Origin of the sequence: Janthinobacterium svalbardense, assembly GCF_002327145.1 — a bacterium.
Classification (GTDB): Bacteria; Pseudomonadota; Gammaproteobacteria; order Burkholderiales; family Burkholderiaceae_D; genus Janthinobacterium; species Janthinobacterium tructae.
In genome coordinates this window covers 1,503,815-1,529,428 of the sequence record NZ_CP023422.1, presented here as the reverse complement: position 1 = coordinate 1,529,428, position 25,614 = coordinate 1,503,815, and the positions used below count along the sequence as shown (strand labels likewise).

The 25,614-nt window shown below is 60.5% G+C and carries 19 protein-coding genes; all 19 read right to left on the bottom strand.

Translation table 11 applies throughout. The features are described 5' to 3' along the window. Positions 1–108 precede the first annotated feature (108 nt). The 19 genes from CNX70_RS06705 to CNX70_RS06615 all read right to left on the bottom strand — a co-directional run bounded on the left by CNX70_RS06705 (position 109) and on the right by CNX70_RS06615 (position 25,224). Entirely contained in the window at positions 109–681 is a 573-nt protein-coding gene (locus CNX70_RS06705) for a hypothetical protein (protein WP_096234058.1), read from the bottom strand. A gap of 167 nt (positions 682–848) precedes the next feature. Then, positions 849–1,196, bottom strand: a complete 348-nt coding sequence (locus tag CNX70_RS06700; RefSeq protein WP_071079328.1) for an energy transducer TonB — start codon at positions 1,194–1,196, stop codon at positions 849–851. A gap of 60 nt (positions 1,197–1,256) precedes the next feature. Next, positions 1,257–2,996, bottom strand: a complete 1,740-nt coding sequence (locus CNX70_RS06695) for a methyl-accepting chemotaxis protein (protein ID WP_096234057.1) — start codon at positions 2,994–2,996, stop codon at positions 1,257–1,259. Positions 2,997–3,530: 534 nt separating this feature from the next. Beyond that, entirely contained in the window at positions 3,531–3,995 is a 465-nt protein-coding gene (locus tag CNX70_RS06690; RefSeq protein ID WP_096234056.1) for a hypothetical protein, read from the bottom strand. After that, complete coding sequence (gene dusA / locus CNX70_RS06685) at positions 3,995–5,044, bottom strand: tRNA dihydrouridine(20/20a) synthase DusA (RefSeq protein ID WP_425269249.1); 1,050 nt, start codon at positions 5,042–5,044, stop codon at positions 3,995–3,997. The genes CNX70_RS06690 and dusA overlap by 1 nt, the downstream gene beginning before the upstream one ends. 69 nt (positions 5,045–5,113) lie before the next feature. Next, the gene (typA, locus tag CNX70_RS06680; protein ID WP_096234055.1) at positions 5,114–6,946 is read right to left on the bottom strand and encodes a translational GTPase TypA; all 1,833 of its coding nucleotides are present in this window, start codon (positions 6,944–6,946) and stop codon (positions 5,114–5,116) included. 207 nt (positions 6,947–7,153) lie between these two features. After that, positions 7,154–8,089, bottom strand: a complete 936-nt coding sequence (truB, locus tag CNX70_RS06675) for a tRNA pseudouridine(55) synthase TruB (protein ID WP_096234054.1) — start codon at positions 8,087–8,089, stop codon at positions 7,154–7,156. A gap of 2 nt (positions 8,090–8,091) precedes the next feature. After that, entirely contained in the window at positions 8,092–8,514 is a 423-nt protein-coding gene (gene rbfA, locus CNX70_RS06670; RefSeq protein WP_034782531.1) for a 30S ribosome-binding factor RbfA, read from the bottom strand. Positions 8,515–8,628: 114 nt separating this feature from the next. Then, positions 8,629–11,487, bottom strand: a complete 2,859-nt coding sequence (gene infB, locus CNX70_RS06665; protein ID WP_096234053.1) for a translation initiation factor IF-2 — start codon at positions 11,485–11,487, stop codon at positions 8,629–8,631. A 46-nt stretch (positions 11,488–11,533) separates the two neighbouring features. Continuing rightward, the gene (nusA, locus tag CNX70_RS06660; RefSeq protein WP_071079176.1) at positions 11,534–13,099 is read right to left on the bottom strand and encodes a transcription termination factor NusA; all 1,566 of its coding nucleotides are present in this window, start codon (positions 13,097–13,099) and stop codon (positions 11,534–11,536) included. Next, a complete protein-coding gene (gene rimP / locus CNX70_RS06655) occupies positions 13,096–13,584 on the bottom strand; it encodes a ribosome maturation factor RimP (RefSeq protein ID WP_071079329.1) in 489 nt (162 codons plus the stop codon). The genes nusA and rimP overlap by 4 nt, the downstream gene beginning before the upstream one ends. A gap of 341 nt (positions 13,585–13,925) precedes the next feature. Then, positions 13,926–16,040, bottom strand: coding sequence for a 23S rRNA pseudouridine(2605) synthase RluB (gene rluB, locus CNX70_RS06650; RefSeq protein WP_096234052.1), 2,115 nt, complete (start codon positions 16,038–16,040; stop codon positions 13,926–13,928). Beyond that, on the bottom strand, positions 16,033–16,827 hold the full coding sequence (scpB, locus tag CNX70_RS06645; RefSeq protein ID WP_071079178.1) for an SMC-Scp complex subunit ScpB: 795 nt from the start codon (positions 16,825–16,827) through the stop codon (positions 16,033–16,035). The genes rluB and scpB overlap by 8 nt, the downstream gene beginning before the upstream one ends. A gap of 412 nt (positions 16,828–17,239) precedes the next feature. Beyond that, a complete protein-coding gene (locus CNX70_RS06640; protein ID WP_096234051.1) occupies positions 17,240–18,259 on the bottom strand; it encodes a glucokinase in 1,020 nt (339 codons plus the stop codon). Positions 18,260–18,608: 349 nt separating this feature from the next. After that, entirely contained in the window at positions 18,609–19,571 is a 963-nt protein-coding gene (locus tag CNX70_RS06635) for a VTT domain-containing protein (RefSeq protein ID WP_096234050.1), read from the bottom strand. A gap of 27 nt (positions 19,572–19,598) precedes the next feature. Then, positions 19,599–21,290, bottom strand: coding sequence for an ABC transporter ATP-binding protein (locus CNX70_RS06630; RefSeq protein ID WP_096234049.1), 1,692 nt, complete (start codon positions 21,288–21,290; stop codon positions 19,599–19,601). A 9-nt stretch (positions 21,291–21,299) separates the two neighbouring features. Continuing rightward, the gene (locus CNX70_RS06625) at positions 21,300–22,409 is read right to left on the bottom strand and encodes an ABC transporter permease (protein WP_096234048.1); all 1,110 of its coding nucleotides are present in this window, start codon (positions 22,407–22,409) and stop codon (positions 21,300–21,302) included. 9 nt (positions 22,410–22,418) lie between these two features. After that, a complete protein-coding gene (locus CNX70_RS06620) occupies positions 22,419–23,357 on the bottom strand; it encodes an ABC transporter permease (RefSeq protein WP_070219240.1) in 939 nt (312 codons plus the stop codon). A 28-nt stretch (positions 23,358–23,385) separates the two neighbouring features. Then, positions 23,386–25,224: an ABC transporter substrate-binding protein gene (locus CNX70_RS06615; protein WP_244199054.1), complete on the bottom strand. Its 1,839-nt coding sequence runs from the start codon at positions 25,222–25,224 to the stop codon at positions 23,386–23,388. Positions 25,225–25,614 lie beyond the last annotated feature (390 nt).

The window sequence follows — 25,614 nt, the reverse complement described above, 5'->3', positions numbered from 1 at the left end:
GAAATTACGCCGGGCTTTGCTGCGCTTTTACCGATTGTTACACGCCGACGCACGCCGCAACATGAAATGTGGCAATGCGACCACAAGCAGACCAGACGGCATGTTTCCTCAAATAAACGGAATCGCACACGTGTCGATGGCCTTGCCGGCGGCATCGTAGCGCTGCACGCACACCTGGTAGCGCACGCCGTAATCGAGTTCGACTTGCTCGACCTTGCCATACTTCAATTTCCAGCTGGGCTGCACGCGCTGCTTGCCCGCCAGCGCGGCCACATCCTGCGGAATCGCCATCGCCGTTTGCGTCTCACCCTGGCGCGCATCCTGGCGCCGCGCCACGTCGATCGATACGCTCACGGCCAGGTCGACCCCGCCGTCCACATAGGCCAGCGTGGGCGCGCCGCGCTGCGCCCGCATCACGCCCCAGGCGCAAGGCTTGCCGTCCGTACCGCATTGTTTCAACTGCGCCAGCGGAAAATACTCAGGGACAATCTTGCCATCCTTGATGGGCCAGCTGGTGCGCACGCCGTCGCGCTTGCCCGTCAGGGGATTGTCCCAGCTCAGGCTATTCACGACGGCCACGGTCTGCCCCGCCTGCAAGCCCGCAGGCGTGCCCAGCGATGCGCAAGCGGAAAGCAGCAAGCCGCTGGCGGCCAGGGTGGAAAGTGTCAGGATGCGCTGCATGGTAAGCCTCTTGTGATGGGATTTCCCGAAGGTATATTTCGAGGGTAACAGAATCGGCAGCGACGGTGCCGTTGGCTGGCGCACATAACAGAACGGGCGGCACCCTTGCAGGCGCCGCCCGTAGCGGAGTGGCCATGCCGGGAGCGACGCTCCCGGCGCTACGTGGATCAGTCCAGCTTCCAGGCGTAATCGACCTTGGTCCAGGTTTGCGCTGCGGCGCCGTCCTTGGTGCCCGGCTTGAACTTGCATGCGGTCAGGGCCTTGATGGCGGCCTTGTCCAGGTTCTTGAAGCCGCTGCTCTTGTCGAGTTTCGAATCGGCAACGCTGCCATCGGCATTGACCAGGAAGGACATCGACACGGTGCCCTGCTCTTCGTTCATCAGCGAGGCTTTTGGATAGTCGGCCTTGCAGTTCTTGGCATCGAACGACGCCGGCACCTCGGCCGCGAAGGCGGCGGAAGAAACGGACACCAGCAAGGCTGCTGCAACACTCATCAAACGCTTATTCTCAAACATGTGCTTCCCCATGATTATCAGATACGGTAATTACAACTTCCTGAGCGCTGTTGGTCGCGCTTAAAACTCTTCCCACTCGTCATTGCTGCCGGCGCCTGCCGCCTTGCGTGGCGCAGGAGCCGCTGCGGGAGCGGCCGCTTCCGTCTTGCGTGTCAGCGACTTGAGCGGACGCAATGCCGGCGCCGGCTTGCGCGCGGCCACTGGTGCGGCGGCCACGGGTGCCGGCACATACGCTGCCGGTTTCTCTTCGCCTTCGACCAGTTTGAAGATGCTGACCACGTGGGCCAGTTCGGCCGCCTGGTCTTGCAAGCTCTGCGCCGCAGCGGCCGCCTGTTCCACCAGGGCCGCATTTTGCTGCGTCATGCCATCCATCTCGATGATCGACAGGTTGACCTGTTCGATGCCGGCGCTTTGCTCCTGGCTGGCACTGGCGATCTCGCTCATGATGTCGGTGACGCGGCGCACGCTGTCGACCACTTCACCCATCGTCACGCCAGCCTGACCGACCAGTCGCGTGCCCCGTTCCGTTTTCTCGGCCGAATCGTCGATGAGGATCTTGATTTCCTTGGCGGCGCCAGCGGAGCGCTGGGCCAGATTGCGCACTTCCGAGGCCACCACGGCAAAGCCGCGGCCTTGCTCGCCGGCACGTGCCGCTTCCACGGCCGCGTTCAGCGCCAGGATGTTGGTCTGGAAGGCGATGCCATCGATGACGCCGATGATGTCGACAATTTTCTTCGCCGATTCATTGATCGAGCTCATGGTGTCAACCACTTGCGACACCACGGAGCCGCCCTTCAGGGCCACGTCCGAGGCGGTGGCGGCCAGCTTGTTGGCTTCGCGCGCATTGTCCGCATTCTGTTTTACGGTCGAGGTCAGCTCTTCCATGGCGGAAGCGGTTTTTTCCAGTGCGCTGGCCTGCATTTCGGTGCGCGAGGACAGGTCGATAATGCCGTCGGCGATTTCATGCGAGGCCGTGCCGATAGTTTCCGTACCGACCCGCACCTGGCCGACGACGCCGACCAGGCTATTGCGCATCTCTTTCATTTCCGCCAGCAGGCTGGAATTGTCCGAGCTTTGCGTATGGATGCCGATCGACAGGTCGCCCTTGGCGATGCTGCCGGCAATCGAAGCCGTGTAGTCGGGTTCGCCGCCGAGCTGCTTGAGCAGGCCGCGGGTAATCATCAGTGCCGCCGCCACGCCCATCGCCACGGCCAGTACGCCGAGGATGATCATGAACAGGCGCGCACTGTCAAACGCCTTGCGAGCATCCGATTGCATCTGCTCGTTCAACTTGTCTTCCAGGGTGGCCAATTGCTCCAGCGCATCGATCCATTTTTTCTGTACCGGGCGGATTTCCTTGATCATCACGCGCGTGGCGCCTTCCGCATCGTTGGCCATCCACAGTGCCGACGCCTTGGCGATGGCCGGCATGGCGGCCGCCTCGTATTCCTTGATCGAAGCGAGCAAGGTTTTTTCTTCGGCAGTCGACTCGACGGCGAATTTCTCTTCGAGCTTTTTCTGCGTTTCCTGATAGGTGCTGGTCTGCGTCTTGATACGCGCCATTTCCGGCTCCATATCGCTCGCGTCGGTCATCAGGGTAAGGATGCGCAGCGAGGTGATGCGGTCGCTGACGTTGCCACGCATGTCGATCACCAGGCGGGTGACGACATTGTTGACATTGATCACGTGATCGAGACGTTCCTGGATTTGCGCCATGCGCGCGATGCCGAGGACGGTCACGGCCACCAGCAGAACCAGTACCAGGGCGAATCCCAGGCCCAGGCGGGTACCAACCTTCATTTTTGCTAAATTCATTTCGGCTCTTCGTAAATGAAACTATTGATAAGAATTTTTGCCCGGCACGACAAGACGAAGGCCGCGAGACACCGGTATCCGCCCTTACCCATTGGTATGCTGGCGGTATCCGGCCGCACGCAGCCTGGTGTACTTCCTGGTCTACAACAGCCCTGAAAACGCCAGTGACTGCGAATGCAAATTTGTTCCACACACTGAATTGTTGACACCGTTAATATGAAATCAACATCAAAAATTCATATGAGAAATATTTGTCTATAATCAATTATAGGTGTAAATTTTGCCTCAAAGCAAGCAATAAGTACCTGAATAAATGCCTGATTAACTTTCTTCGGGGAAATGGCAACAACGCCGTTTCTTGCCCCATAGAAATGCCCCACGACAGTGCGGGCGTGCGCCGAAACAGCGCATTTACAACACATGGCGTAGCCATATTGCATCGTTTTTGGAGAGGTACTCAGAGGAGGGGGTAGTGCGGACAATACCACTACGCCGGGGCAGCGGTATAGACAAGTTGGATCAATTGTCCCAGCTGCAATGCATCACATAGGCGTGACACTCTGTACCAAAGACAAAGACGCTCCAGATGGCGCCCAATTGCCTGGCCAGGCTGCGCTGGCCCGATGATACCAGTTGATACCAGTGCGGCTCGCTGCCCAGCAGCTCGGCCAGTTCGCGCTCGAAACCGTCGAACAGACGCGCGTCGAGCGGCTGGCGGTCCGCCTCGCTGATCGGGTGCAAGCGCTCGAGCAGCCACTGGCGCGGCGTGCACAAGGCGCCGCTGCACACGACTGCTTCTATCGGCTGCAGGCGCAGGCCGTCCGGCGCTATTTCCAGCGCGCGGCACAGCGCGTCAAAGGACGCCTGCGGCGGCAACGCGCCCAGATAGGTACAGCCAAAGAGGCTGCCATCACCCTTGAGCGCGCTGACGGCCAGCAGGTAGCCGTCGATCAGGCGCGCATGGCTGTGGCAGTCACCGCGCATCAGGCGGGCAGAGACAAGCGCGCCGCCGCTTCCAGCAGCAGGCGCGGGTCGCCCGAGGCCAGCTTCTTCGAGTCGGACAGTGTCTGGCGGAAACCGCGCGCGCCAGGCAGGTTTTGCATCAAGCCCAGCATGTGGCGCGTGATGCTGTTGAGCTTCAGCCGCCCCGCTTCCCTCTCCAGCTGCGCACTAATATACGGAATCATCGCTTCAAGCACCTGTTCGCGCGTTTTCACGGGCGTGTCGTCGCCGTAGTAGCGCTGGTCGAACTGCGCCATCACGTACGGGTTGTGATACGCCTCGCGGCCCAGCATCACGCCGTCGAGGTGCTGCAGATGCAGGTCGATCTCGTCCAGGGTCTTGATGCCGCCATTGATAATGAACTCGAACTGGGGAAACTCGCGCTTCAAGCGGTAGGCATAGTCATACTTGAGGGGCGGCACTTCGCGGTTTTCCTTCGGGCTCAAGCCTTTCAGGATGGCATTGCGCGCATGCACGATAAACGTCTTGCAACCGGCATCGGCCACAGTGCCGACGAAATCGCGCACGAAGTCGTACGACTCGCTGTCGTCGATGCCGATGCGGTGCTTCACCGTGACGTCGATATCGACCACGTCGCGCATGGCTTTCACGCAGTCGGCCACCAGTTGCGGCTCGGCCATCAGGCAGGCGCCAAACGCGCCTTTCTGCACGCGCTCGGACGGGCAGCCGCAATTGAGGTTGATTTCGTCATAGCCCCATTGCTGGCCCAGCTTGGCGCTGGTGGCCAGGTCCTTCGGGTCGCTGCCACCCAGCTGCAGCGCCACCGGGTGCTCTTCCTCGTTGAAGCGCAAATGGCGTTCCACGTCGCCGTACACCAGCGCGCCCGTCGTCACCATCTCGGTGTAGAGCCAGGTGTGGCGCGTGATTTCGCGGTGGAACTTGCGGCAATGGCGGTCGCTCCAGTCCATCATGGGGGCAACGGACAGGCGGCGGGAAGGCAGGGTTGGGACAGTCACAATACGCTCGCTACAAAAAAGGGAATCCAGAACGGCAAACCCGCTGTGTCGCATCACCGCAAGGTTATGCAAGCACAGCGGGTCTGGTTGGCGCGGCGACGCAGCGCCGCACCACTACAACAATTACGCGTCGCGGCCGGCGCGCTTACGCTCGTTTTCTTTCAGGAAGCGCTTGCGCAGACGGATCGATTTAGGCGTGATTTCCACCAGTTCGTCGTCGGCGATGAATTCCACCGCGTATTCCAGCGACATTTGCACTGGTGGTACCAGGCGCACTGCTTCATCGGTACCCGACGAACGCACGTTGGTCAGCTGCTTGCCCTTGATCGGGTTGACGACCAGATCGTTGTCACGCGAGTGAATACCGATGATCATGCCTTCGTACACTGGATCGTTGTGGACCACGAACATGCGGCCGCGATCTTGCAGTTTCCACAGGGCGTAGGCAACAGCGGCTCCGTCATCTTGCGAGATCAGCACGCCGTTACGACGGCCAGCCATTTCGCCACGGGTGTTGTCGACTGGCGCGTATTCGTTGAATACGTGGCTCATCAAGCCGGTGCCGCGGGTCAGGGTCATGAATTCGCCCTGGAAGCCGATCAGGCCACGCGCCGGGATCAGATACTCGAGACGCACGCGGCCCTTGCCATCCGATTCCATGTTTTGCAGGTCGCCACGACGACGGCCCAGCTCTTCCATGACGCCGCCCTGGTTGACTTCTTCCACGTCGACCGACAGGTTTTCAAACGGCTCGTGGCGCACGCCATCGACCATCTTGTAGACCACGCGCGGACGCGATACGGCCAGCTCGAAGCCTTCGCGACGCATGTTTTCGATCAGAATCGTCAGGTGCAATTCGCCGCGGCCCGATACTTCAAAGATCGTGTCGTCGTCGGTCGGCGCTACGCGCAAAGCAACGTTGGCTTTCAGTTCGCGGTCCAGACGGTCACGCAATTGACGCGAGGTCACGAACTTGCCTTCGCGGCCAGCCAGTGGCGAGTTGTTGACCATGAAGTTCATGGTCAAGGTTGGCTCGTCGACGGTCAGCATCGGCAGCGCTTCCGGGGTATCGAGTGCGCACAGGGTCGAACCGATGCCGATTTCGTCGATACCGTTGATCAGGCAGATGTCGCCGGCGACAGCTTCGTCTACCAGCACGCGTTCCAGGCCCTTGAAGTTCAGCACTTGGTTGATGCGGCCTTTGGTCGGCGTGGCGCCTGGACCGTTGATGACCAGCACGTCCTGGCCGACCTTGACGGTACCGCGGTTGACGCGGCCAATGCCGATCTTGCCGACGTACGACGAGTAATCGAGCGAGGTGATTTGCATCTGCAGCGGGCCTTCCGGATTGTCATCACGGACAGGCACGTGTTGCAGGATGGCGTCGAACATCGGCTTCATGTCGCCGCTGCGTACGTCTTCGGTCAGGCCGGCATAGCCGTTCAGGCCCGAAGCGTAAATGATAGGGAAATCCAGCTGTTCTTCGGTAGCGCCCAGTTTGTCGAACAGTTCGAACGTCTGGTTGATGGCCCAGTCCGGACGTGCGCCTGGACGGTCGATCTTGTTGACGATGACGATAGGCTTCAGACCTAGCGCCAGCGCTTTGCGCGTGACGAAACGGGTTTGCGGCATCGGGCCTTCTTGTGCATCGATCAGCAGCAATACCGAATCGACCATCGACAGAACACGCTCCACTTCGCCGCCGAAGTCGGCGTGGCCTGGGGTGTCGACGATGTTGATGTGGGTGCCTTGGTACTCAACAGCGCAGTTCTTCGACAGAATCGTAATGCCGCGCTCCTTTTCCAGGTCGTTCGAGTCCATGACTCGGGTGTCGACCGCTTGGTTTTCACGGAAGGTGCCGGATTGGCGCAGCAGCTGATCCACCAGCGTGGTTTTGCCGTGGTCAACGTGGGCGATAATGGCGATATTACGAATTGCGCGTTTTGTATTTGACATGGTCGTAGTAGTTACTGAAAAACTGCGGAGTGCGTACAAGGTGTACGAGATACCCGAATGCTAATCTATTTCCGGAACCGCGTAGTATAGCATGTTGCGTTGCAACGCTATCTAAAAATGCTGGCGGCTCCCACAGTCGGGGACGATTTGTTTAAAAAAGCGACACTGTTTAACGAGTGTCGCTGGGTAATATGACGTTGCTGTGACTTATTGATGTGCCGTGGCAATCAAGCGTTCCGGCGCCAGGATGCTGTATTCCTGCAACTGGCCCGTGCCCAACAGCTTGCTGTCGTGATACACGCGCACCCTGCCCGGTTCGGCTGGTACGGCGACCTCTTCCTTGCCCAGTGCGATGCGCTGGCCATGCAGGAAACGCTTGGCCAATTCTTCGGTCAACTGGACGGCGGGGAAACTCGACAATAATGCATCGACGGGCGCCAGCAAGCTCAGCGGCGCGGCATGCGCCGTCAGCTCGTCCAGCGTGACGACGCCGTCCAACGTCAGGCTGCCCACCTGCGTGCGGCGCAAGGCGTTCAGATGGCCGCCGCAACCGAGGGCATGGCCGATGTCTTCGCCCAGCACGCGGATATACGTGCCCTTGCTGCACATCACGGACAATTTCAGGAACGGGGCTTCGTAGCCGAGGAACTCGAGCTTGTGGATGGTCACCGGGCGCGCTTCGCGCTCCAGGGTGATGCCGGCCCTTGCATACTCATATAAGGGCTTGCCGTCGCGTTTCAAGGCCGAGTACATGGGCGGCGTCTGCAAAATCGGTCCGCGGAACTGCGCCAGCACGGCTTCGATCTGCTCTTCGGTGACGTTGACGTCGCGCGTTTCCAGCACCTCGCCCTCGGTATCGCCCGTAGCCGTCGTCTGCCCCAGGTGCACCAGGGTTTCGTAGGTTTTATCGGCTTCCAGCAAGTCCTGCGAGAACTTCGTGGCTTCGCCAAAGCACAGCGGCAGCAAGCCCGTGGCGAACGGGTCCAGCGTGCCCGTATGGCCCGCTTTTTTTGCATTCAGCACGCGCTTGGCCTTGATCAGGGCATCGTTGCTGGACCAGCCCACGGGCTTATCGAGCAGCAAGACGCCATCGACCAGGTCGCGCACCCGCTTGATGCCGGGTGGTTTCTTCGGACCCGCCACGTTTATTGCTCGTCCGCTTTGTCAGCAGGCTTTTCGTCCGGCTCGGCGTCGGCCGCGCGCGTGGCGTTGGCCTTGTCGATCAGCAAGGACATTTCCATGCCGCGCGACGTCGAGCTGTCGTGCACGAAATGCAGCATCGGCAGAGTATGGATGTGCAGGCGCTTGCCCAGCAAGCCACGGATGAAGCCAGACGCGGCCATCAAGCCTTCGGTGGTGTTCTTGATGGCTTCCTTGCTGTCTTTCAACATCGTGAAAAACACCTTGGCATGCGCGTAATCGGGCGTGATCTGCACTTCGGTGATGGTGATCATCGTGCCCACGCGCGGGTCTTTCAATTCGTAGGCGACGATTTCAGCCAGATCGCGCTGGATCTGGTCGGCCACGCGCAAGCCGCGCGCTGGCATGGTTTTGCTATGTTTAGCCATGATTTTATGCTGTCCTAAGTGCCGCAGGGCGCATGGGTCAAACGGTTGCCCGTTGACCAATGCGCCCCACGTGTTTGCGCGGACATCACTATGTCCGCGCCAATACTGCTGTGATTACAGGGTACGAGCGATTTCCTGGACTTCGAACACTTCCAGGGTGTCGCCAACCTGAATGTCGTTGTAGTTGCGCAGCGACAGGCCGCACTCCAGACCGGCGCGAACTTCTTTCGCATCGTCCTTGAAGCGTTTCAGGGAGTCGATCTCGCCGCTCCACACCACGATGTTGTTGCGCAACAGGCGGACGGAAGAAGCACGCTTGACCACGCCATCGGTGACCAGGCAACCGGCAATCGCGCCCACTTTCGAGACCAGGATAACCTGGCGGATCTCGACCTGGCCGATGACGGTTTCGCGTTTCTCTGGTGCCAACATGCCCGACAACGCCGATCGGATCTCGTCGATCGCATCGTAAATGATGTTGTAGTAGCGAATGTCCACGCCATTCGACTCGGCCAGCTTGCGTGCCTGGGCATCAGCACGGGCGTTGAAGCCGATGATGACCGCTTTCGAGGCGACTGCCAGGTTGACGTCCGATTCCGTGATGCCGCCGACTGCCGCGTGAACCACTTGTACGCGTACTTCGGAGGTCGACAGTTTCTGCAACGAACCAACCAGCGCTTCTTGCGAACCTTGTACGTCGGTTTTGATGATCAGTGGCAAGTTTTTCACTTCGCCTTCGGCCATCTGGTCGAACATGTTTTCCAGTTTCGCAGCTTGCTGCTTGGCCAGTTTCACGTCGCGGAACTTACCTTGACGGAACAGACCGATTTCACGCGCCTTGCGCTCGTCAGCCATGACGACGACTTCTTCACCGGCAACCGGCACTTCCGTCAAGCCCTGGATTTCGACCGGAATCGAAGGACCCGCTTCAGCGATGGACTTGCCGTTCTCGTCCAGCATGGCGCGAACACGGCCATACGAAGAGCCAGCCAGAATCACGTCGCCGCGTTTCAAGGTACCGGACTGCACCAGAATCGTCGCAACAGGACCACGGCCCTTGTCCAGACGTGCCTCGACAACCAGGCCGCGCGCAGGCGCATCGACCGGTGCCGTCAGTTCCAGCACTTCGGCTTGCAACAGCACTTGTTCCAGCAGATCGTCGATACCCTGGCCCGTTTTGGCCGACACCGGCACGAATGGCGATTCGCCACCGTATTCTTCCGGCACGACTTGCTCGGCGACCAGTTCCTGCGTCACGCGGTCCACGTTACCACCCGGTTTGTCGACCTTGTTGATCGCCACCACCAGCGGTACGCCGGCTGCTTTCGCATGGGCAATCGCTTCTTTCGTTTGCGGCATCACGCCATCGTCGGCGGCAACCACCAGAATAACGATGTCGGTTGCCTTGGCGCCACGGGCACGCATGGCGGTAAACGCTTCGTGGCCCGGGGTGTCGAGGAAGGTGATCATGCCGCGTGGCGTATTGACGTGGTAAGCGCCGATATGCTGCGTAATGCCGCCCGCTTCGCCGGAGGCAACCTTGGCGCGACGGATGTAATCGAGCAACGAGGTCTTGCCGTGGTCGACGTGACCCATGACGGTGACCACCGGTGCGCGCGGCTTCGACTCGAAGTGCGCGTGTTCGCCCACATCGGCCAGCAACGCTTCCGGATCATCCTGCTCGGCGGCGAACGCCTTGTGGCCCATTTCTTCCACCAGAATCATGGCGGTTTCCTGGTCCAGCACTTGGTTGATCGTGCACATCTGGCCCAATTTCATCAAATGCTTGATGACTTCGGATGCCTTGACGGACATTTTGTGTGCCAATTCGGCCACGGTGATCGTTTCCGGTACGTGCACGTCTTTGACGACGGCTTCCGTAGGTGCCTGGAAGTTCGATTCACGGTCGTCATGGTGCGTCGGGCGACGGCCCTTCGCGCCACCGCGCCAGCTGTCACGGCCGCCTGGGCCACTATTGCCGCGTGGCTTGGGACCACCGGTGGTGCCGCGTTTTTTCGCGTCATCGGACCAGGTGGACGACACATTGGCCGACTTGATGGATTTCTTGTCTGCAACAGCAGGCTTCTTGTCGCCCGGCTTGTCGCCAGGTTTCTTGTCAGCAGGCTTGTGCAAGGTGCCTTCCGGCGCCTTCGGCTTGACCGGAACCGGTACGGGTTCCGGTGCCTTGATGGCGCGGCGTGGCGCGTTCATCATGGCCTTGATCTGGGCAACTTCGTCGGCAACAGCCTTGCGTGCACGGTCCGTGGCTTCCGCTTTGTCAGCGGCTTCCTTGGCGGCAACAGCGGCGGCAGCGGCTTTCTTCTTCGCTTCTTCAGCGGCAGCAGCTTTTTTCGCTTCGGCAGCGGCGTCGTCAACGACAGGCGCAGCGGCGCTGGCGACAGGCGCAGCAGCAGCCTTGGCAGCCGCTTTCTTCGCTTCCGCGTCAGCTTCTTTCTTCGCAGCCAATTCAGCCTGTTGCGTGGCTTTCGCCTGGGCTTCTTTTTCCGCGTCGAGCTTGGCCAGACGTTCTTGCTTTTCGCGCAGATCGGCTTCCTGGCGGGCGATCAGTTCAGCCTGTTTACGGGCATCTTCTTCACGGCGCGCCACATCGGCGGGATCGATCACCGGCGCGGCAGGCGCGACCGGTTCTGCTGCGACCGGCGCAACTTCGTCACGCTGGACGAAAGTGCGTTTCTTGCGCACTTCCACCTGGATGGTGCGCGACTTGCCGGTGGCGTCAGCTTGCTTGATTTCAGTCGTTTCCTTGCGGGTCACGGTGATTTTTTTCTTTTCTGTGTCAGCCGCTGCGCCGTGTGTGCGGCGCAGATGATCCAAAAGCTTGTCCTTATCATCTTTCGACAATGGATCTGACGTCGAACTTTTCTCGACGCCGGCAGAACGCAGCTGCGTCAGCAGCAAATCTGCAGGCATCTTCAGTTCGGTGGCAAATTGGGCTACGTTGTTACTCGCCATTCAGTCCTCTTTTCTATGTGTCGCGGAGATGATAAAGATACTCAAATTAAGCCTTTGCGGATTCGGCCAGACTCCATGCCTTGGCTTGCAACGCCTTGGCACGATCGTCATATTTCGAGTCAACCAACTTCATCTCATCGTCGGTCACATCTTTAAATTCACTTGTAATCAGTTCACGCGCACGGTCCGCAGACAAGGCCAGGATTGCGCCAAATTCGTCGTATGCCAGTGCTGCAAATGCTTCAACGGTCTTGATACCAGCCAGACCCAGCTTGCCGGCGGTAATGCGGTCCATGCCTTCCAGACCCACCAACGCCTCGTCCATGCCTTCCAGACCCTCTTCCGAAGCAATCGCTTCGGTCACGAGCGCATCACGCGCACGGGTACGGAGTTCATTGACGGTATCTTCGTCAAACGATTCGATTTCCAGCATTTCGGAAATTGGCACGTAAGCGATTTCTTCCAGACTGGCGAAACCTTCTTCCACCAGAATATCGGCCACTTCCTGGTCGACATCGAGCTTTTCCATGAACAGGATGCGCACGGCAGCCGTTTCCTGGGCAGCTTTGTCAGCCGATTCTTCGGCCGTCATGATGTTGATCTTCCAGCCGGTCAGGTCCGAGGCCAGGCGCACGTTCTGGCCGGAACGGCCGATCGCGATTGCCAGGTTTTCTTCATCCACGACGACATCCATCGCGTGTTTTTCTTCATCGACCATGATCGACGACACGTTCGCCGGCGCCAGGGCGCCGATGACGAACTGCGCCGGATCTTCCGACCACAGCACGATGTCGACGCGTTCGCCACCGAGCTCGCCGGTAACAGCCTGCACGCGCGAACCGCGCATGCCGACGCAGGTACCGATCGGGTCGATGCGCTTGTCGGCCGTGTAGACGGCGATCTTGGCGCGCACGCCGGCATCGCGGGCTGCGGATTTAATTTCCAGCATGCCTTGCTCGATTTCCGGCACTTCCAGTTCGAACAGCTTCATGATGAATTCTGGCGCGGTGCGCGACAGAATCACTTGCGGGCCGCGCATATTGCGGTCGATGCGCAAGATGTAGGCACGCACACGGTCGCCGATACGCAGATTTTCTTTCGGGATCATCTGGTCGCGTGGCAGACGCGCTTCGATCTTGCCCGATTCGACGATGGCGTCGCCGCGTTCCATGCGCTTGATGGTGCCGGTGACGAGCGAATCGCCGCGTTCCAGGAAGTCGACCAGGATCTGTTCACGTTCGGCGTCACGCACGCGCTGCAGGACGACCTGTTTGGTATCCTGGGCGAAACGGCGGCCGAATTCAACGGATTCGATCGGCTCTTCGATGTGGTCATCGACTTCGATATCGGAAATCTGTTCTTTTGCTTCGAAATGCAGGATCTCCTGATCCGGCAATTGCAGGCCCGCTTCATCGGGCACCACGTGCCAGCGGCGGAACGATTCGAATTCGCCCGTTTCGCGGTCGATCGAAACGCGGATGTCTACCTCACCCTCATACCGTTTCTTCGTGGCTTGCGCCAACGCGAATTCGAGGGCGCCGAAGACGACATCTTTATCGACGTTTTTTTCGCGCGCCAGCGCGTCAACCAATAATAAAACTTCGCGGCTCATGCTTTGCGTCCCTTAAAAACCACCTGCGGCACCAAGCGTGCCTTATCCACATCCGCGAGCGTAAACTCCAACATCGCCGGACCATCCTTACCTTCAAATTCCAACGACAATTTATCGCCCACGGGTTCTTGCAAGATCCCCTGGAACGATTTCCGGTTGTTCGTACCCGGCATCGCCACATTCAGCTTGACGATGATTTCCTGGCCTGCGAAACGGACAAAGTCTTCCAGCTTGCGCACCGGACGATCCAGACCCGGGGAAGAAATCTCGAGACGCTCGTAAGGAACGTTCTCTACCGTCAACACATGCGATAACTGGTGACTCACCGTGGCACAGTCTTCGACCGTGATCGGACCTTTTTCAGCGGCATCGGCGGCGCTGAAATCAATAAAGACGCGCAGCATTCCGCGCTCGGCACGTTCGACATCAACGAGCTCATAGCCCAGACCTGTAACTGTCTTTTCAATTAATCCCAACTGCTGCAAGAAATTCTCCAGAAATAAGGCCCGTTTTCGGCATGACAGCGCCGCATTGAGCGCCGACAACATGCAAAAACACGCATTCAAGTCATATATGGCCCCTTGCGGAGCCATGACAAACGGTTCAACAAAAAAAAAATGGGCATCTGCCCATCTTTCTGTATTTCCCCAACCAGATAAGCACTCCCCGCCAAACAACCCTGCGGAGAACTTTTATTAGGCTGCAGATTATAACCTCTTATTAACTTCGCCGCAATGCCGCACACAAGGAGCGGCCCGGCTTACAACAGTTACAAGAGCGCGCGCACGCAGCAGATTAGCGGGCGCGCAAGAAGAAATCCCCTGATTTAACCTTTGCTGCGACGGCGCGGCATGCCATCCATGCCGCCACGGTCCATGCCGCCACGCGGCTGGCCACCGGAACGCGCTTGCCCACCTGCACCGCCCGCATTGCGGCGCGGACCCGTGTTGGCAAAGCCGAAGGTCGTTTGCAGCGGATCGGGCTGGCGCGGTGCGCGCTGCGGCGCGCGGCCTTCACCACCGGCCGGACGTCCCTGCCCCTGGCCCTGGCCTGCCGCACGCGGCGGACGACCCTGGCCTTGGCCTTGGCCTTGCGCACCGTCGAACGATGCCGACGAACGCGGCTGGCCGCCCTGGAACGGACCTTGCGCCTGGCCACGGCCAGGACCACGCGCTTCGCCTGGACGGCCGGTGCCGCCTGGACGGCCCTGGCCTTGCGGACGTGCAAACTGACCTGGCGGCTGGCCACGGCGCGGCGCGACCGGGAATGGATCGGCGTTGCGGTTGCTGACATCGATGCGGTTACCATTCGGCTCGTCATCGCGGTCCTTGCGTTCGACCTTGCGCGCTTCGCGGCCCTTGGCTGCGCCAGCGGCACGGGGGTCGCCCGATGCCGGCATTTTCTTTTCAATGCCATAGGCGGTCAACAGATCGCGCACGGTGTTTTCTTCCATTTCTTCCCAACGGCCGCGCTTCAAGCCGCTCGGCAGGGTCATGGCGCCGTAACGGGTACGGATCAGGCGCGAGACGGTCAGGCCGATGGCTTCGAACATGCGGCGCACTTCGCGGTTACGGCCTTCGCCGATCACCACGCGGTACCACTTGTTGATGCCTTCGCCGCCGCCATCGGCGATCTTCGAAAACTGCGCCAGGCCGTCTTCCAGCTCGATGCCGGCCAGCAGCTTCTGGCGCATGCCTTCTTCCAGCTCGCCCAGGGTACGCACGGCGTACTCGCGGTCGATGCCGTAGCGTGGGTGCATCAGGCGGTTGGCCAGGTCACCGGAGGTGGTAAACAGCAGCAAGCCTTCCGTGTTGAAGTCGAGGCGGCCAACGGCCAGCCATTTGCCGGCTTTCATGGTCGGCAAGCGGTCAAACACGGATGGACGACCGTCCGGGTCGTTGTGGCTGACGATTTCGCCGGCCGGCTTGTGGTACACCAGCACGCGTGGCGGCTTCTTGCTGACGCGGCGCTGGATCAACTTGCCATTGATGCGCACGTGGTCGCTTGGCAAGATGCGCTGGCCGATGTGGGCCGGCTCGCCATTCACGGACACGCGGCCCGACATGATCAGGTCTTCCATGTCGCGGCGCGAACCGAGACCCGCTTCGGCCAGCACCTTGTGCAGCTTCGGCGCGTCGTCATCGGACGTCAGGTCGCGGCGTACGGCCACTTTCTGCACGCGGCCCGTGCCGCCTTCTTCACTGTCGAACGCGTCGGAGGTGACGAACGAGAAGACCGCATCAGCGTCGCTGAGCTTACCAGGCGCAGCCTGGCGGCCCTTGCCCTTCTTGCGGCTCTTGCCGGCATTCTTGCCGGCGCCCGGCACGTCGTTGCGTGGACCGCGCGGCAGGCGCGGGCCGGACACGAGGTTGCCTTCGGCATCGAACACATCGGCGACAGGCGCAGCTGCCTGCTCGGCGGCAGGCGCTGCTGCAACGGCTTCGGCGGCCTGCGGCGCTTCGGCGCGCGGCGGCTGGCGCAGCGCGCGTTCCGCTTGCACGCCACGCATCTGGCGCGGACCACGGGTAGTGCGTGCTTCGGCCGGCTTGTCAGCGACGACTTCCGGCTCCGCTTCAGCGACGGCGGCAGCGGCCTTGGCGGCGGCGCGGGCGCGCGGCGGACGCGGCGCCGGGGCGGCAACCGCCTCGGCAGCGGCTTCGGCGGCGTCGGCGACGGCCTTCAGGGCCGGCTTGGCGCGGGTTTTCTTGACGGCTGGAGCAGCTTCGGCAGCAGAATCGCCAGCAGCAGCGACGGGCGCGTCGGCGGCCACGTCGGCTTTGGTGCGGCGCTTCGGCTTGGCAGCGACGCTGTCGCCGGCAGCAACCGTTGCAACGGCAGCAGCCGCATCGGCTTCGATTTGGGCCTTGGTGCGGCGCTTGGGCTTGGCAACGATGGCTTCGTCGCTGGCGATTACTGTCTCGGGTGTGTTCGGATTATTCATTCTTCGTTTCTTGGCTGTGCTGACCTGGCGCAGCGTCAACCGTTAGTTCTGGCGCAGGGTCGTGAGTGTAGGCTTCGTCCGTGGGCGAAGCATCGGGGCCGGTATCAAGGCTTGCTGTCACATCTACATCTGTCACAGCCGTATTGCTACCTGCACCAAGCTGGGGGACAAGCTCATTGCTTGCCTTGTCAAAATTTTCTTGCAGGGCCGCTTCCAGGGCTTCGAGCCCATTGCCCTGCATTTCACTGATTTGCTGCAAAGGCGGCAGCTGGGACAGCGAATGCAAACCCAGGTCATCCAAAAACTGCTTGGTGGTGGCCAGCAAGGCCGGCCGTCCCACCACGTCGCGGTAGCCGATGGCGTCGACCCAGCCACGGTCTTCCAGCATCTTGATCGTCTGCGAATTGACGGCAACGCCGCGAATCTCCTCGATATCGCCGCGCGTCACCGGCTGGCGGTAGGCGATGATGGCCAGGGTTTCCAGGGTCGCCCGCGAATACTTGGGCGGCCGCTCGGGCGTCATGCGATCCAGATACATCTTCATTTCCGGGCGGCTTTGAAAGCGCCAGCCCGAAGCCAGACTGACAATCTCGATGCCGCGCCCTTCCCACTCCTGCCGCAATTCTTCCAGCAATTGCTTGATCGTGTCGGCGCCGACGCCGACACCGCGCACGCGACCGTTCTCGTCCGCATCGACGAACAGCTTTTTCAGGCTGTGGATCGTCAGCGACTCACGAGCGCACAGCAACGCGGTTTCGAGGACTTTTTTAGCCTCAATTGTATTCATAGCAATTCTGTGCGGATGTGTATTGCAATTCGTAGGCAGAGAAAGAAATCAAAAACGTTCATTTCAACGTAACAGATGGCAGACATCGATGATGACGCCGTGCTGGGTTACAAGTTGAGGCTGTTTTTCCGACGCCTTGGCCGATGCGCGCAAAGCGGGATTAAAGCGGATGCAGTGAAAGTCCTGCCATCCATGGTGCTGGCCTTAATTAACCTTCACTAAGTAACCAGCAATGAAACGATCTCCGGAGCAGCTGCAATTCCCGTGGCGAAGATTCAGCCAGACAGGAGAGCGACAGTCGTCGTTTCATCCAACGATGCCAATTGTACCTGATAAAAAGCGGAAAAGCGCAAAACCGGGCAAAACACGCGTTTTACCCGGCCCTGGCGCGACACATCACCCACTGCCCGCATCACAGGGAGGCGAGTTTCTCCGAGAGAATGGCCGATGCACCCAGGAAAGCTGGATACTGCGCCGTGATGACGAAGGTCGGCACTTGCGAGACATAATTGGCAAAGCGGCCCTTGCGCTCGAAGCGGGCGCGGAAACCGGAACGGTCGAAGCGCGGCCCCAGGCGTGGCACGATGCCGCCGCCAATATAAATACCGCCGAGCGCGCCCAGCGTGACGGCGACGTTGCCCGCCACCGTGCCCAGCATGCAGCAGAACGCTTCGATGACGTCATCGCACAGCTGGGATTCGCCGGCCAGCGCGCGGCGCGTGATTTCCGCCGCCGGCAAGGCTTCCGCCGGCACGCCCGCGCGGTCGGCCAGGGCGCGGTAGATCAGCTCCAGGCCATCGCCGGAAATCAGGCGTTCGGCCGAGACGTGCTCGTATTCGCGCCAGGCAAATTGCAGAATGCTCACTTCCACTTCATTGAACGGCGCAAAGCTGACGTGGCCGCCTTCGCTTTGCAGGGCGATCCAGCCGCCGTGCGAGGGAATCAGGCCCGACACGCCCAGGCCCGTGCCAGCGCCGATCAGGCCGATGGCCGTGTTCGGTCGGGCCGTGCCCGCGCCCACCTGGTGCTTTTGCTCGCTCGACAGCTGCGGCAAGGAACGCGCCAGGGCCGTGAAATCGTTGACCACGTCCAGGGTCGTGAAACCGCACTCTTCGCGCATGGCGCGGATCGAGAACGACCAGTGATGGTTCGTCATGCTGAGGAAATCGCCGTCGACGGGGTTGGCGATGGCGATCACGGCATGGCGCACGGCTTGCCCGCCGGCGGCGGCGATGTGCGGCAGGGCCAGGTAGGCTTGCAGGGCGGCTGACAGGCTCGGGTAATCGGCACAGGGCAGCACTTCCACCAGGGTGATGTGGCCGGCGGCCACTTCCAGGGCGAAACGGGCATTCGTGCCGCCCACGTCGGCCAGCAGGCGCGGTCCATCGGCAAAGGCGGAAGTCGGCAGTACGGGAGAAGACGAAGCGCTCATGATTTTAAATGATGAAGTGGGACGCATGGGACGCCAAGCTTAAAGGATGAATGCGCCCGGAGGCAAGCAAAGTTTGTAGTTTAAGTACATCAAAATCAGCCTTTATTGGTAGTTCCACTCCAAATGCAACAAGTGGCGCCAAAACTACTCAAAAAAAATAATTTATAGTAAGTACTTGCACTCGGCAAGCGCACGAAAAGCATGCTGCACAGCAGCAGGAGTCGCCCTTCACGGAGAGTATGCCGCAGTTTGCGCAAAGCCGCTTTGTATGGAACGGAGCAGGCGTGGCGCTGCCGTCCCGGTGGCCCGGCGACGGTGTTTTCGTATTATTACTACCGGTTTTTACTGATCAGGTGGGCATGCCTTCACCCAGCAGGCTGGCAGGCGCCGGCTGATCTGAGCGGTAGGCGGCATTCCACGCATCGAGGCCGCCATGCAGGGGCTTGGCGCGGTGAAAGCCGTGCTGGTGCAGCAGCTTGGCCACTTGCGCGGCCGTCACGTCGTTGGGGCAGCTGCAATACACGATGATGTGGCGGTCCTTGTCCATGGCGATCATGGCGGGCACCGGTTCCTTGCCATTGAAGAACAAGGCGCCCGGTACGGCCGGTTCCAGTGCTTGCGCCGTGGCGCTGCGCGCGTCGACCATCAACGGTTCTTCTCCCTGCTCTATGAGTTCGAGCAATTCATCGATGCCGATGCGCTCGATCTGCAAGGCCTGGCGGAAACGCCGGCGTTCGAGGAATTTATACAGCAGGAACAAGCCCAGCAAGGTGGCCAGCATCAGCAAGGCGGTGCTGCCCATGGTGCTTAGCAAGTCGAGCACCTGCTGCACGCTGGCGTGAAAAATCACGCCGACGACGATGCCCGTGCCGCTCCACAGCAAGGCGCCCAGGCCCGCATACAGGAAGAACAGGCCCGGCGGCGTGCCCAGCGCGCCCGACATGGGCGCGGCCACGGTATTGAAACCAGGCACGAACTTGGAGACAATCAGGGCTTTCGGCCCCCAGCGCTTGAACTTGTCTTCCGTCTGGCTGACGCAGTAATCGGGCGACAGCGAGATGCGGCACAGCAGGCGCAGGATGCGCTTGCCGAAATGGCGGCCCGCGCGGAACCACGTGAAGTCGCTGATAAGGCAGGCACCCAGCGCGGCGGCCAGCACCAGCCCTCCATTCATGTCGCCATCGACGGCCAGCGCCCCCGCCACCACGAGGATGGGAAAGGCGGGAATCGGCAAGCCAAGCTGCTCCACCAGCACGATGCCAAAGACAATCAGGACACCGTAATGTTCGAGCAGGTAAATGAGGTTGGGCATGGCCGCTATCTTACCGTAAAAATCCCCCTACAATTGCACGCCCTTCGGGATCGCACTCAACAGGGTGCGCGTGTACGGATGCACGGGATTGCGGTACAGCTCGTCCGAATCGGCCAGCTCCACCACTTGCCCCTTGTGCATCACCATCACCTGGTCGGCGATGTATTTCACCACGGACAAATCGTGCGAGATGAAGATGTAGGACAAGCCGAACTCATCCTGCAAGTCCTGCAGCAAGTTGAGTACCTGCGCCTGCACCGACACGTCCAGCGCCGACACGGATTCGTCGCACACCAGAATTTCCGGCTGCATGGTCAGGCAGCGGGCTATCGCAATGCGCTGACGCTGCCCGCCCGAGAACTCGTGCGGATAACGGTGGAAAGCCTGCTCCGGCAGCCCCACCTTGTCGAGCAGCCAGTAAGCCTTGGCGATGCGTTCCTGATCGTTCGCGCCGATCTTGTGGATGCGCATCGGTTCGAGCAAGATCTGCCCCACCGTAAAGCGGGGGTTCAGCGAGGCGTATGGATTCTGGAAGATGATCTGGATGCGGCGTTTATACGGCAAATACTCCTTGTTCGGCATGGCAATGAGGTCCTTGCCGTGGAACATGGCCGTGCCGCCCGTCGCCTGGTGCAGGCGCAGCAAGGTCAGGCCCACCGTCGTCTTGCCGGAACCGGACTCGCCCACCACGCCCAGTGTTTTTCCGCGTGGCAAAGTGAACGACACGTCCTTGACGGCCTGGAATTCACGCTTGCCGAACAGGCCTACCCGCGTATAAAAGCTTTTACTTAAGTTATTGACTACCAGCACCGGTTCATCGCCCGGCGTGTAGCCGCGCGTGCGCTGTTTCATTTCGATGCCGGGACCGGCTTTGCCGTCCATATAGTCAGCGATGACGGGCAAGCGCCACGGGCGCTCGTCCAAGGACGGGCGGCAATGCAGCAGGGCTTTCGTATAACTGTCTTGCGGCGCTTCAAACACTTGCCGCACTTCGCCCGTTTCGCGCACTTCGCCGTGGCGCATGACGATCACCTGGTCGGCGATCTCTCCCACCAGGCCCAGGTCGTGGGTAATGAAGAGCACGGACATTTGATGTTTCTTTTGCAGCGCCGCGATCAAGTCCATGATCTGCTTCTGGATCGTCACGTCCAGCGCCGTCGTCGGCTCGTCCGCGATCAGCAGTTTCGGTTCGCAGGCGATCGCCATGGCGATCATCACGCGCTGCTGCTGGCCGCCCGACATCTGGCTCGGGTAGGCGTCGATCTTAGTGTTTGGATCGGGTATGCCCACTTCGTCGAGCAACTCCAGCGTGCGCGCGCGCGCCTGCTTGCGGTTCATGCCCATGTGCTGGCGCAACACTTCTGCGATCTGGAAGCCGACCGTGAAGACGGGATTCAGCGACGACATCGGCTCCTGGAAGATCATCGAGATATCCTTGCCGCACATGGTGCGCCGCTCGGCGATCGACAGTTGCAGCAAGTCGCGCCCGCCGAAATGGATGCTCGATACAGGATCGATGATGGTGTTATCTGGCGGCAACAAACCCATCACGGCCAGCGAGCTGACGGACTTGCCGCTGCCCGATTCGCCCACCAGGGCGACGGTGCTGTTGCGCGGCACGTTGAACGAGATGCCCTTGACGGCTTCGAACGTGGTCTTCTTGTCCAGGCGGAAGGTGACGCGCAGGTCGCGCACTTCCAACAGGTTATTCTGGTCCATGAGCAACTCCTATTTCACTTTGGGGTCGAGCGCATCGCGCAAGGCATCGGTAAACAGCGAGAACGCCGTCACCAGCACGGCCATCGCCGTGGCGGCGGCGGTCAGCTGCCACCATTTGCCCAGGATCAGTTCATTTTGTGCCTCGTTGAGCATGCTGCCCCACGAGACGGTGCCCACCGGCACGCCAAAGCCGAGGAAGCTCAGAATCACTTCGGCCTTGATGAAGCCCACCACCAGAATCGACATTTGCACCAGCGCCACGTGGCTCACGTTGGGGAAGATGTGCGAAAACATCTTGCGCCAGTGCGAGGCGCCGATGGCGTCGGCCGCCATCACATATTCGCGCGCCTTGTGCTTGATGTATTCGGCGCGGATCAAACGGTACGGCCCCGTCCAACCCGTCAAGCCCAGAATCAGCACGATGGTCAGCACGCCCTTTTGCTGCAGCACGGCCGCCACAGTGAGAATCATCAGGATCGATGGAATCGAGGTAAAAATGCTGTAGAACCAGTTGAAGAAATCATCGACGATGCCGCCGAAGTAGCCGGACACGGCGCCAAACAAGGTGCCCAGCACCACGGCCAGCAAGGCTGCCACCAGGCCGACGACGATCGACGTTTCGCCGCCCTTGATGGTTTTCTGCACGATGTCATGGCCCCACTTGTCGGCGCCGAACGGCAAGGTTGCCGCCTTGTGCGTGACGAGTTTCTTGGCCTTGCCCATGCCGGCGCGCAAGGCCGTCAAGTCGTCGGCCAGCGGGTCGGTGACGCCGTACATCTCGACGCCAGCCGATGGGTTACTACCCATCTGCGCGCGCAGTTCGGCGATATCGTCGGCCAGCGGATCGAGCACGTTGACGGGTGTGGGCGCGCTGCGCTCATCGGGCAATGGAATCGCGCCATCGGCGGCGACATCCTTGTCGGCGCCCACAAACGTGGGCGGCGCATAGCTGACGGCCACTTCGTCTTCCCAGTTCGAGGCGAGCAGGCCGCTGGCGGAGGCCAGCACCAGCAGGAAAAAGGCGCCGACCACGGCCAGCGATACCATTGCAATCTTGTCGCCGCGCAAACGGCGCCACGCCAGGGCCCACAGGCCGGGCGATGTATGAGGTTTCGACATCGTCTCTTTCTACTTCAGTTGTACGCGAGGATCGACCGCCTGGTACAGCAGGTCGGTGAGCAGGTTGAAGAGCATGGTGGCGGCGGCAACATACACGGTGATCGCCTTGATCACCGGAAAGTCGCTGCGCTCGACGGCCAAAATCACTTCACGCCCGATGCCGGGGATGCCGAAAAAGCGTTCCAGCAGGAAAGCGCCGATCAGCAGGGCCGGCAAGTTCGACATCACATAGGTAATGATGGGAATGCCGGCATTGCGCAGCACGTGCACCCACATGATGCGGCCTTCCTTGAGGCCCTTGGCGCGCGCCGTGCGCACGTAATCCTGGTTCGCCTCGTCCAGCACGAAGGTGCGGAACAGGCGCAGGGTCGGCGCGATGGAGACGGCCAGGCCGATCAAAATCGGCAGGGTCGAATAGCGCAGCAGGTTTTCCCAGAAGCTGTCGCCCCAGCCCTGCACGGGGAACAGGCCCAGCTTGTAGGCGAAGCCGTACTGGAAGACGATGATGTAGACGAGGATGGAAATCGACATGCCCACCGTGCAGGCGATCATCACCATGCGGTCCGTCAGCGAACCGCGCACGAAGGCGATGGCCAGCGCCAGCGCCACGCCAAAGAAGGTTTCCAGCACGGTCAGCGGAATGAGCACCATCATCGACGGCCCCAGGCGCGAGGTGATGATGTGCGACACGGATTCCCCCGTGGCCCAGCTCTGGCCGAAGTCAAACGTGACGATCTGCTTGATGAAGATCCACAGTTGCACATAATACGGCTGGTCGACGCCGAGCTGGCGGCGGATGTTGGCGATGCTTTCCGCACTCGACATCTTGCCGGCCAAAATATACGCGGGATCGCCGCCTACCCAGTTGAACAGGATAAACACCAGCAGGACCACGCCCAGCATGGTAGGCAGCATCTGCCACAGGCGGCGCAGGATATAAGCAAACATAATGATTCCTTGTTTTTATAAGCCGCGCTTATTTAGCGGCTGGCGCCGGAGCTGGTGCGCCATTGCTGTCGATGTCCATGAAGGCCCACTCCTGGAACAGGATCGGGTGCTTCTTGTAGCCTTGCACCGTCTTTTGCGCCAGCATGTTGCGGTAGCGCGCATAGCCGATCAGGGCGCCCGCATTGACTTCCAGGCGGCGCGCCATCTTGTGGAACAGCTCATCGCGCTCGGGGCTGGCCGGCATGGCCTGGCTGGCCGCGTACCATTTATCGTACTCGGGATCCTGGTAGCAGCCGTTGTTGTTCTGGTGCGTGTTCGGGCCATAGAACAGCTGCATGAAGTTGTCGCCGTCCGGATAATCGGCCAGCCATGGCGCCGTGCGCGTCTGCATCTTGCACTGCTTTTCCGTCTTCAAAATGTCGGAAAAGATCATGCGGTCGTTTTCCATGCGGATGCCCAGCGAGTTATACGTCTTGCGCCACATTTCCGCCTGCAGCACGCCATTGGCTTCGTTGCGCGAAGCGTAGCGGATCAGCAGCGGCTTGCCATCTGGCAAAGTACGCCAGCCATCGGCGCCCTTCTTGTAGCCGAATTTATCCAGCAATTTATTCGCCAGCACGGGATCGTATTGCAGCAGGGATTTGTAGTGCGGATCGTAGCCGACCACACCCGGCGGTATCGGATAGTCGAGGCGCTTGGCCTGGCCATTCCAGATGATGCGGATTTCTTCATCGATATTGTGCGCCATGGCAATGGCGCGGCGCAGGGCGATCTTTTCCTTGCTGAAGCCACCGAGAGTCGGGTCTTGCATATTCCAGTAGTAATAGCTAATTTCCGGGTCCAGCAGGCGCGACAGTTGCACGCCCTTCTCCGCCAGCTCGGGACGCAGCTTGCCGTTGAGCAGCGCTTTCGGCGCCAGCGGGCCGTCGAGCCAGAACACGTCCGTGCCGCCGCTCTGGAACGACAGCCAGCGCGACTGGTCTTCGATCATCACGGAAATTTCGATGCGGTCGATGGCGGGAATGCGCTTGCCCTGCATCTGGCGCACGATGCGCTGATCATCCGGGTCGTCGCCGGCCATGAAATTCCACGTCTCGGGCAAGTGCTGCGGGTTGCGGTTCAAGACGATGCGATTGCCGCGCGTCCACTCACCGAGCGTGTAGTAGCCGGTGCCGACGGGATTCGAGCCCACTTCGCCCTTCACGTCGCCATACTTGTCCACCACTTCGCGCGCCACGGCGGCCGTCGGCACGTAGGCAAGGATCATGGGGAAGTTGAAATCGGTCTTGGTCAGCGTGATGCGCAAGGTGTACGGGTCGAGGATTTCCAGGCCGGCCACCTTCTTGTTGAAATCAAGTTTGTTCGTCTTGGCCGCTTCCTTGGCCAGGTCGTCCAGGCCCACCACCTTGCCTTCAAACAGCCAGCTGTGCGGCGACGCCAGGCGCGGGTCGAACAAGCGCTTCCACGAATACACGTAATCGGCCATCGTCAGTTCGCGGCGCTTGCCGCCGAACGCGGCGTCGGGCGTAAACAGAATGCCTTTTTTCAGGCGGATGGTGTAGGTCTTGCCGTCGCTTGATACTTCCGGCATGGCGGCGGCGGCGGCCGGCACCACCTTGACGGGGCGCGCCAGGTAGTCATACGTGTACAGGGTGTCGAAGACGGCCTGCGTGATGTGGTTCGAATACAGGTCGCGCGCGGTGGCCGGATCGAAGCCCGTCTCGGCGGCCGGCAAGATATAGCGCAAGGTTTTGACCGGCGCGGCCGCAGGGGCAGGGGTGGCATCCGCGGCAGCGGCAACGGCCGCCAGCGGCAGGGTGGCCAGGCAGGCGAGCAGCGCCACGCGCCGCATCCATGGTGACTTCATGTAATACCCTTCATCTCGATTATCTGTCGCACCGTATTGGTGCGCTTGTACTGGCTTCCCCCTGGGATACAGGATTCCACCGCCAAAACCAGTCCATCCTCGCAAGATCTGTGCCTTGTTCGCAGCCGTCTCGACTGCCTGAAAAACGCGTAACGATAACGCAGTTTCGCCCTCGCCGACAAAGAGAAATGCAGGGGCCGCCACTCCCGGCCCGCTACCCATCCGATTTTGCTGCATTGCACCACACCCGATTTTCATCGGCAAGGAAAAGACCGGCCGGACATCTACGCTGCAGTACAGCATTGCGTGCCGGGGCGCACGCTACGCAGCAAAAAACAGTTTCGGCGGGGAATACATCACTAAACGAGGACACTTTGTTTCAAATCAACA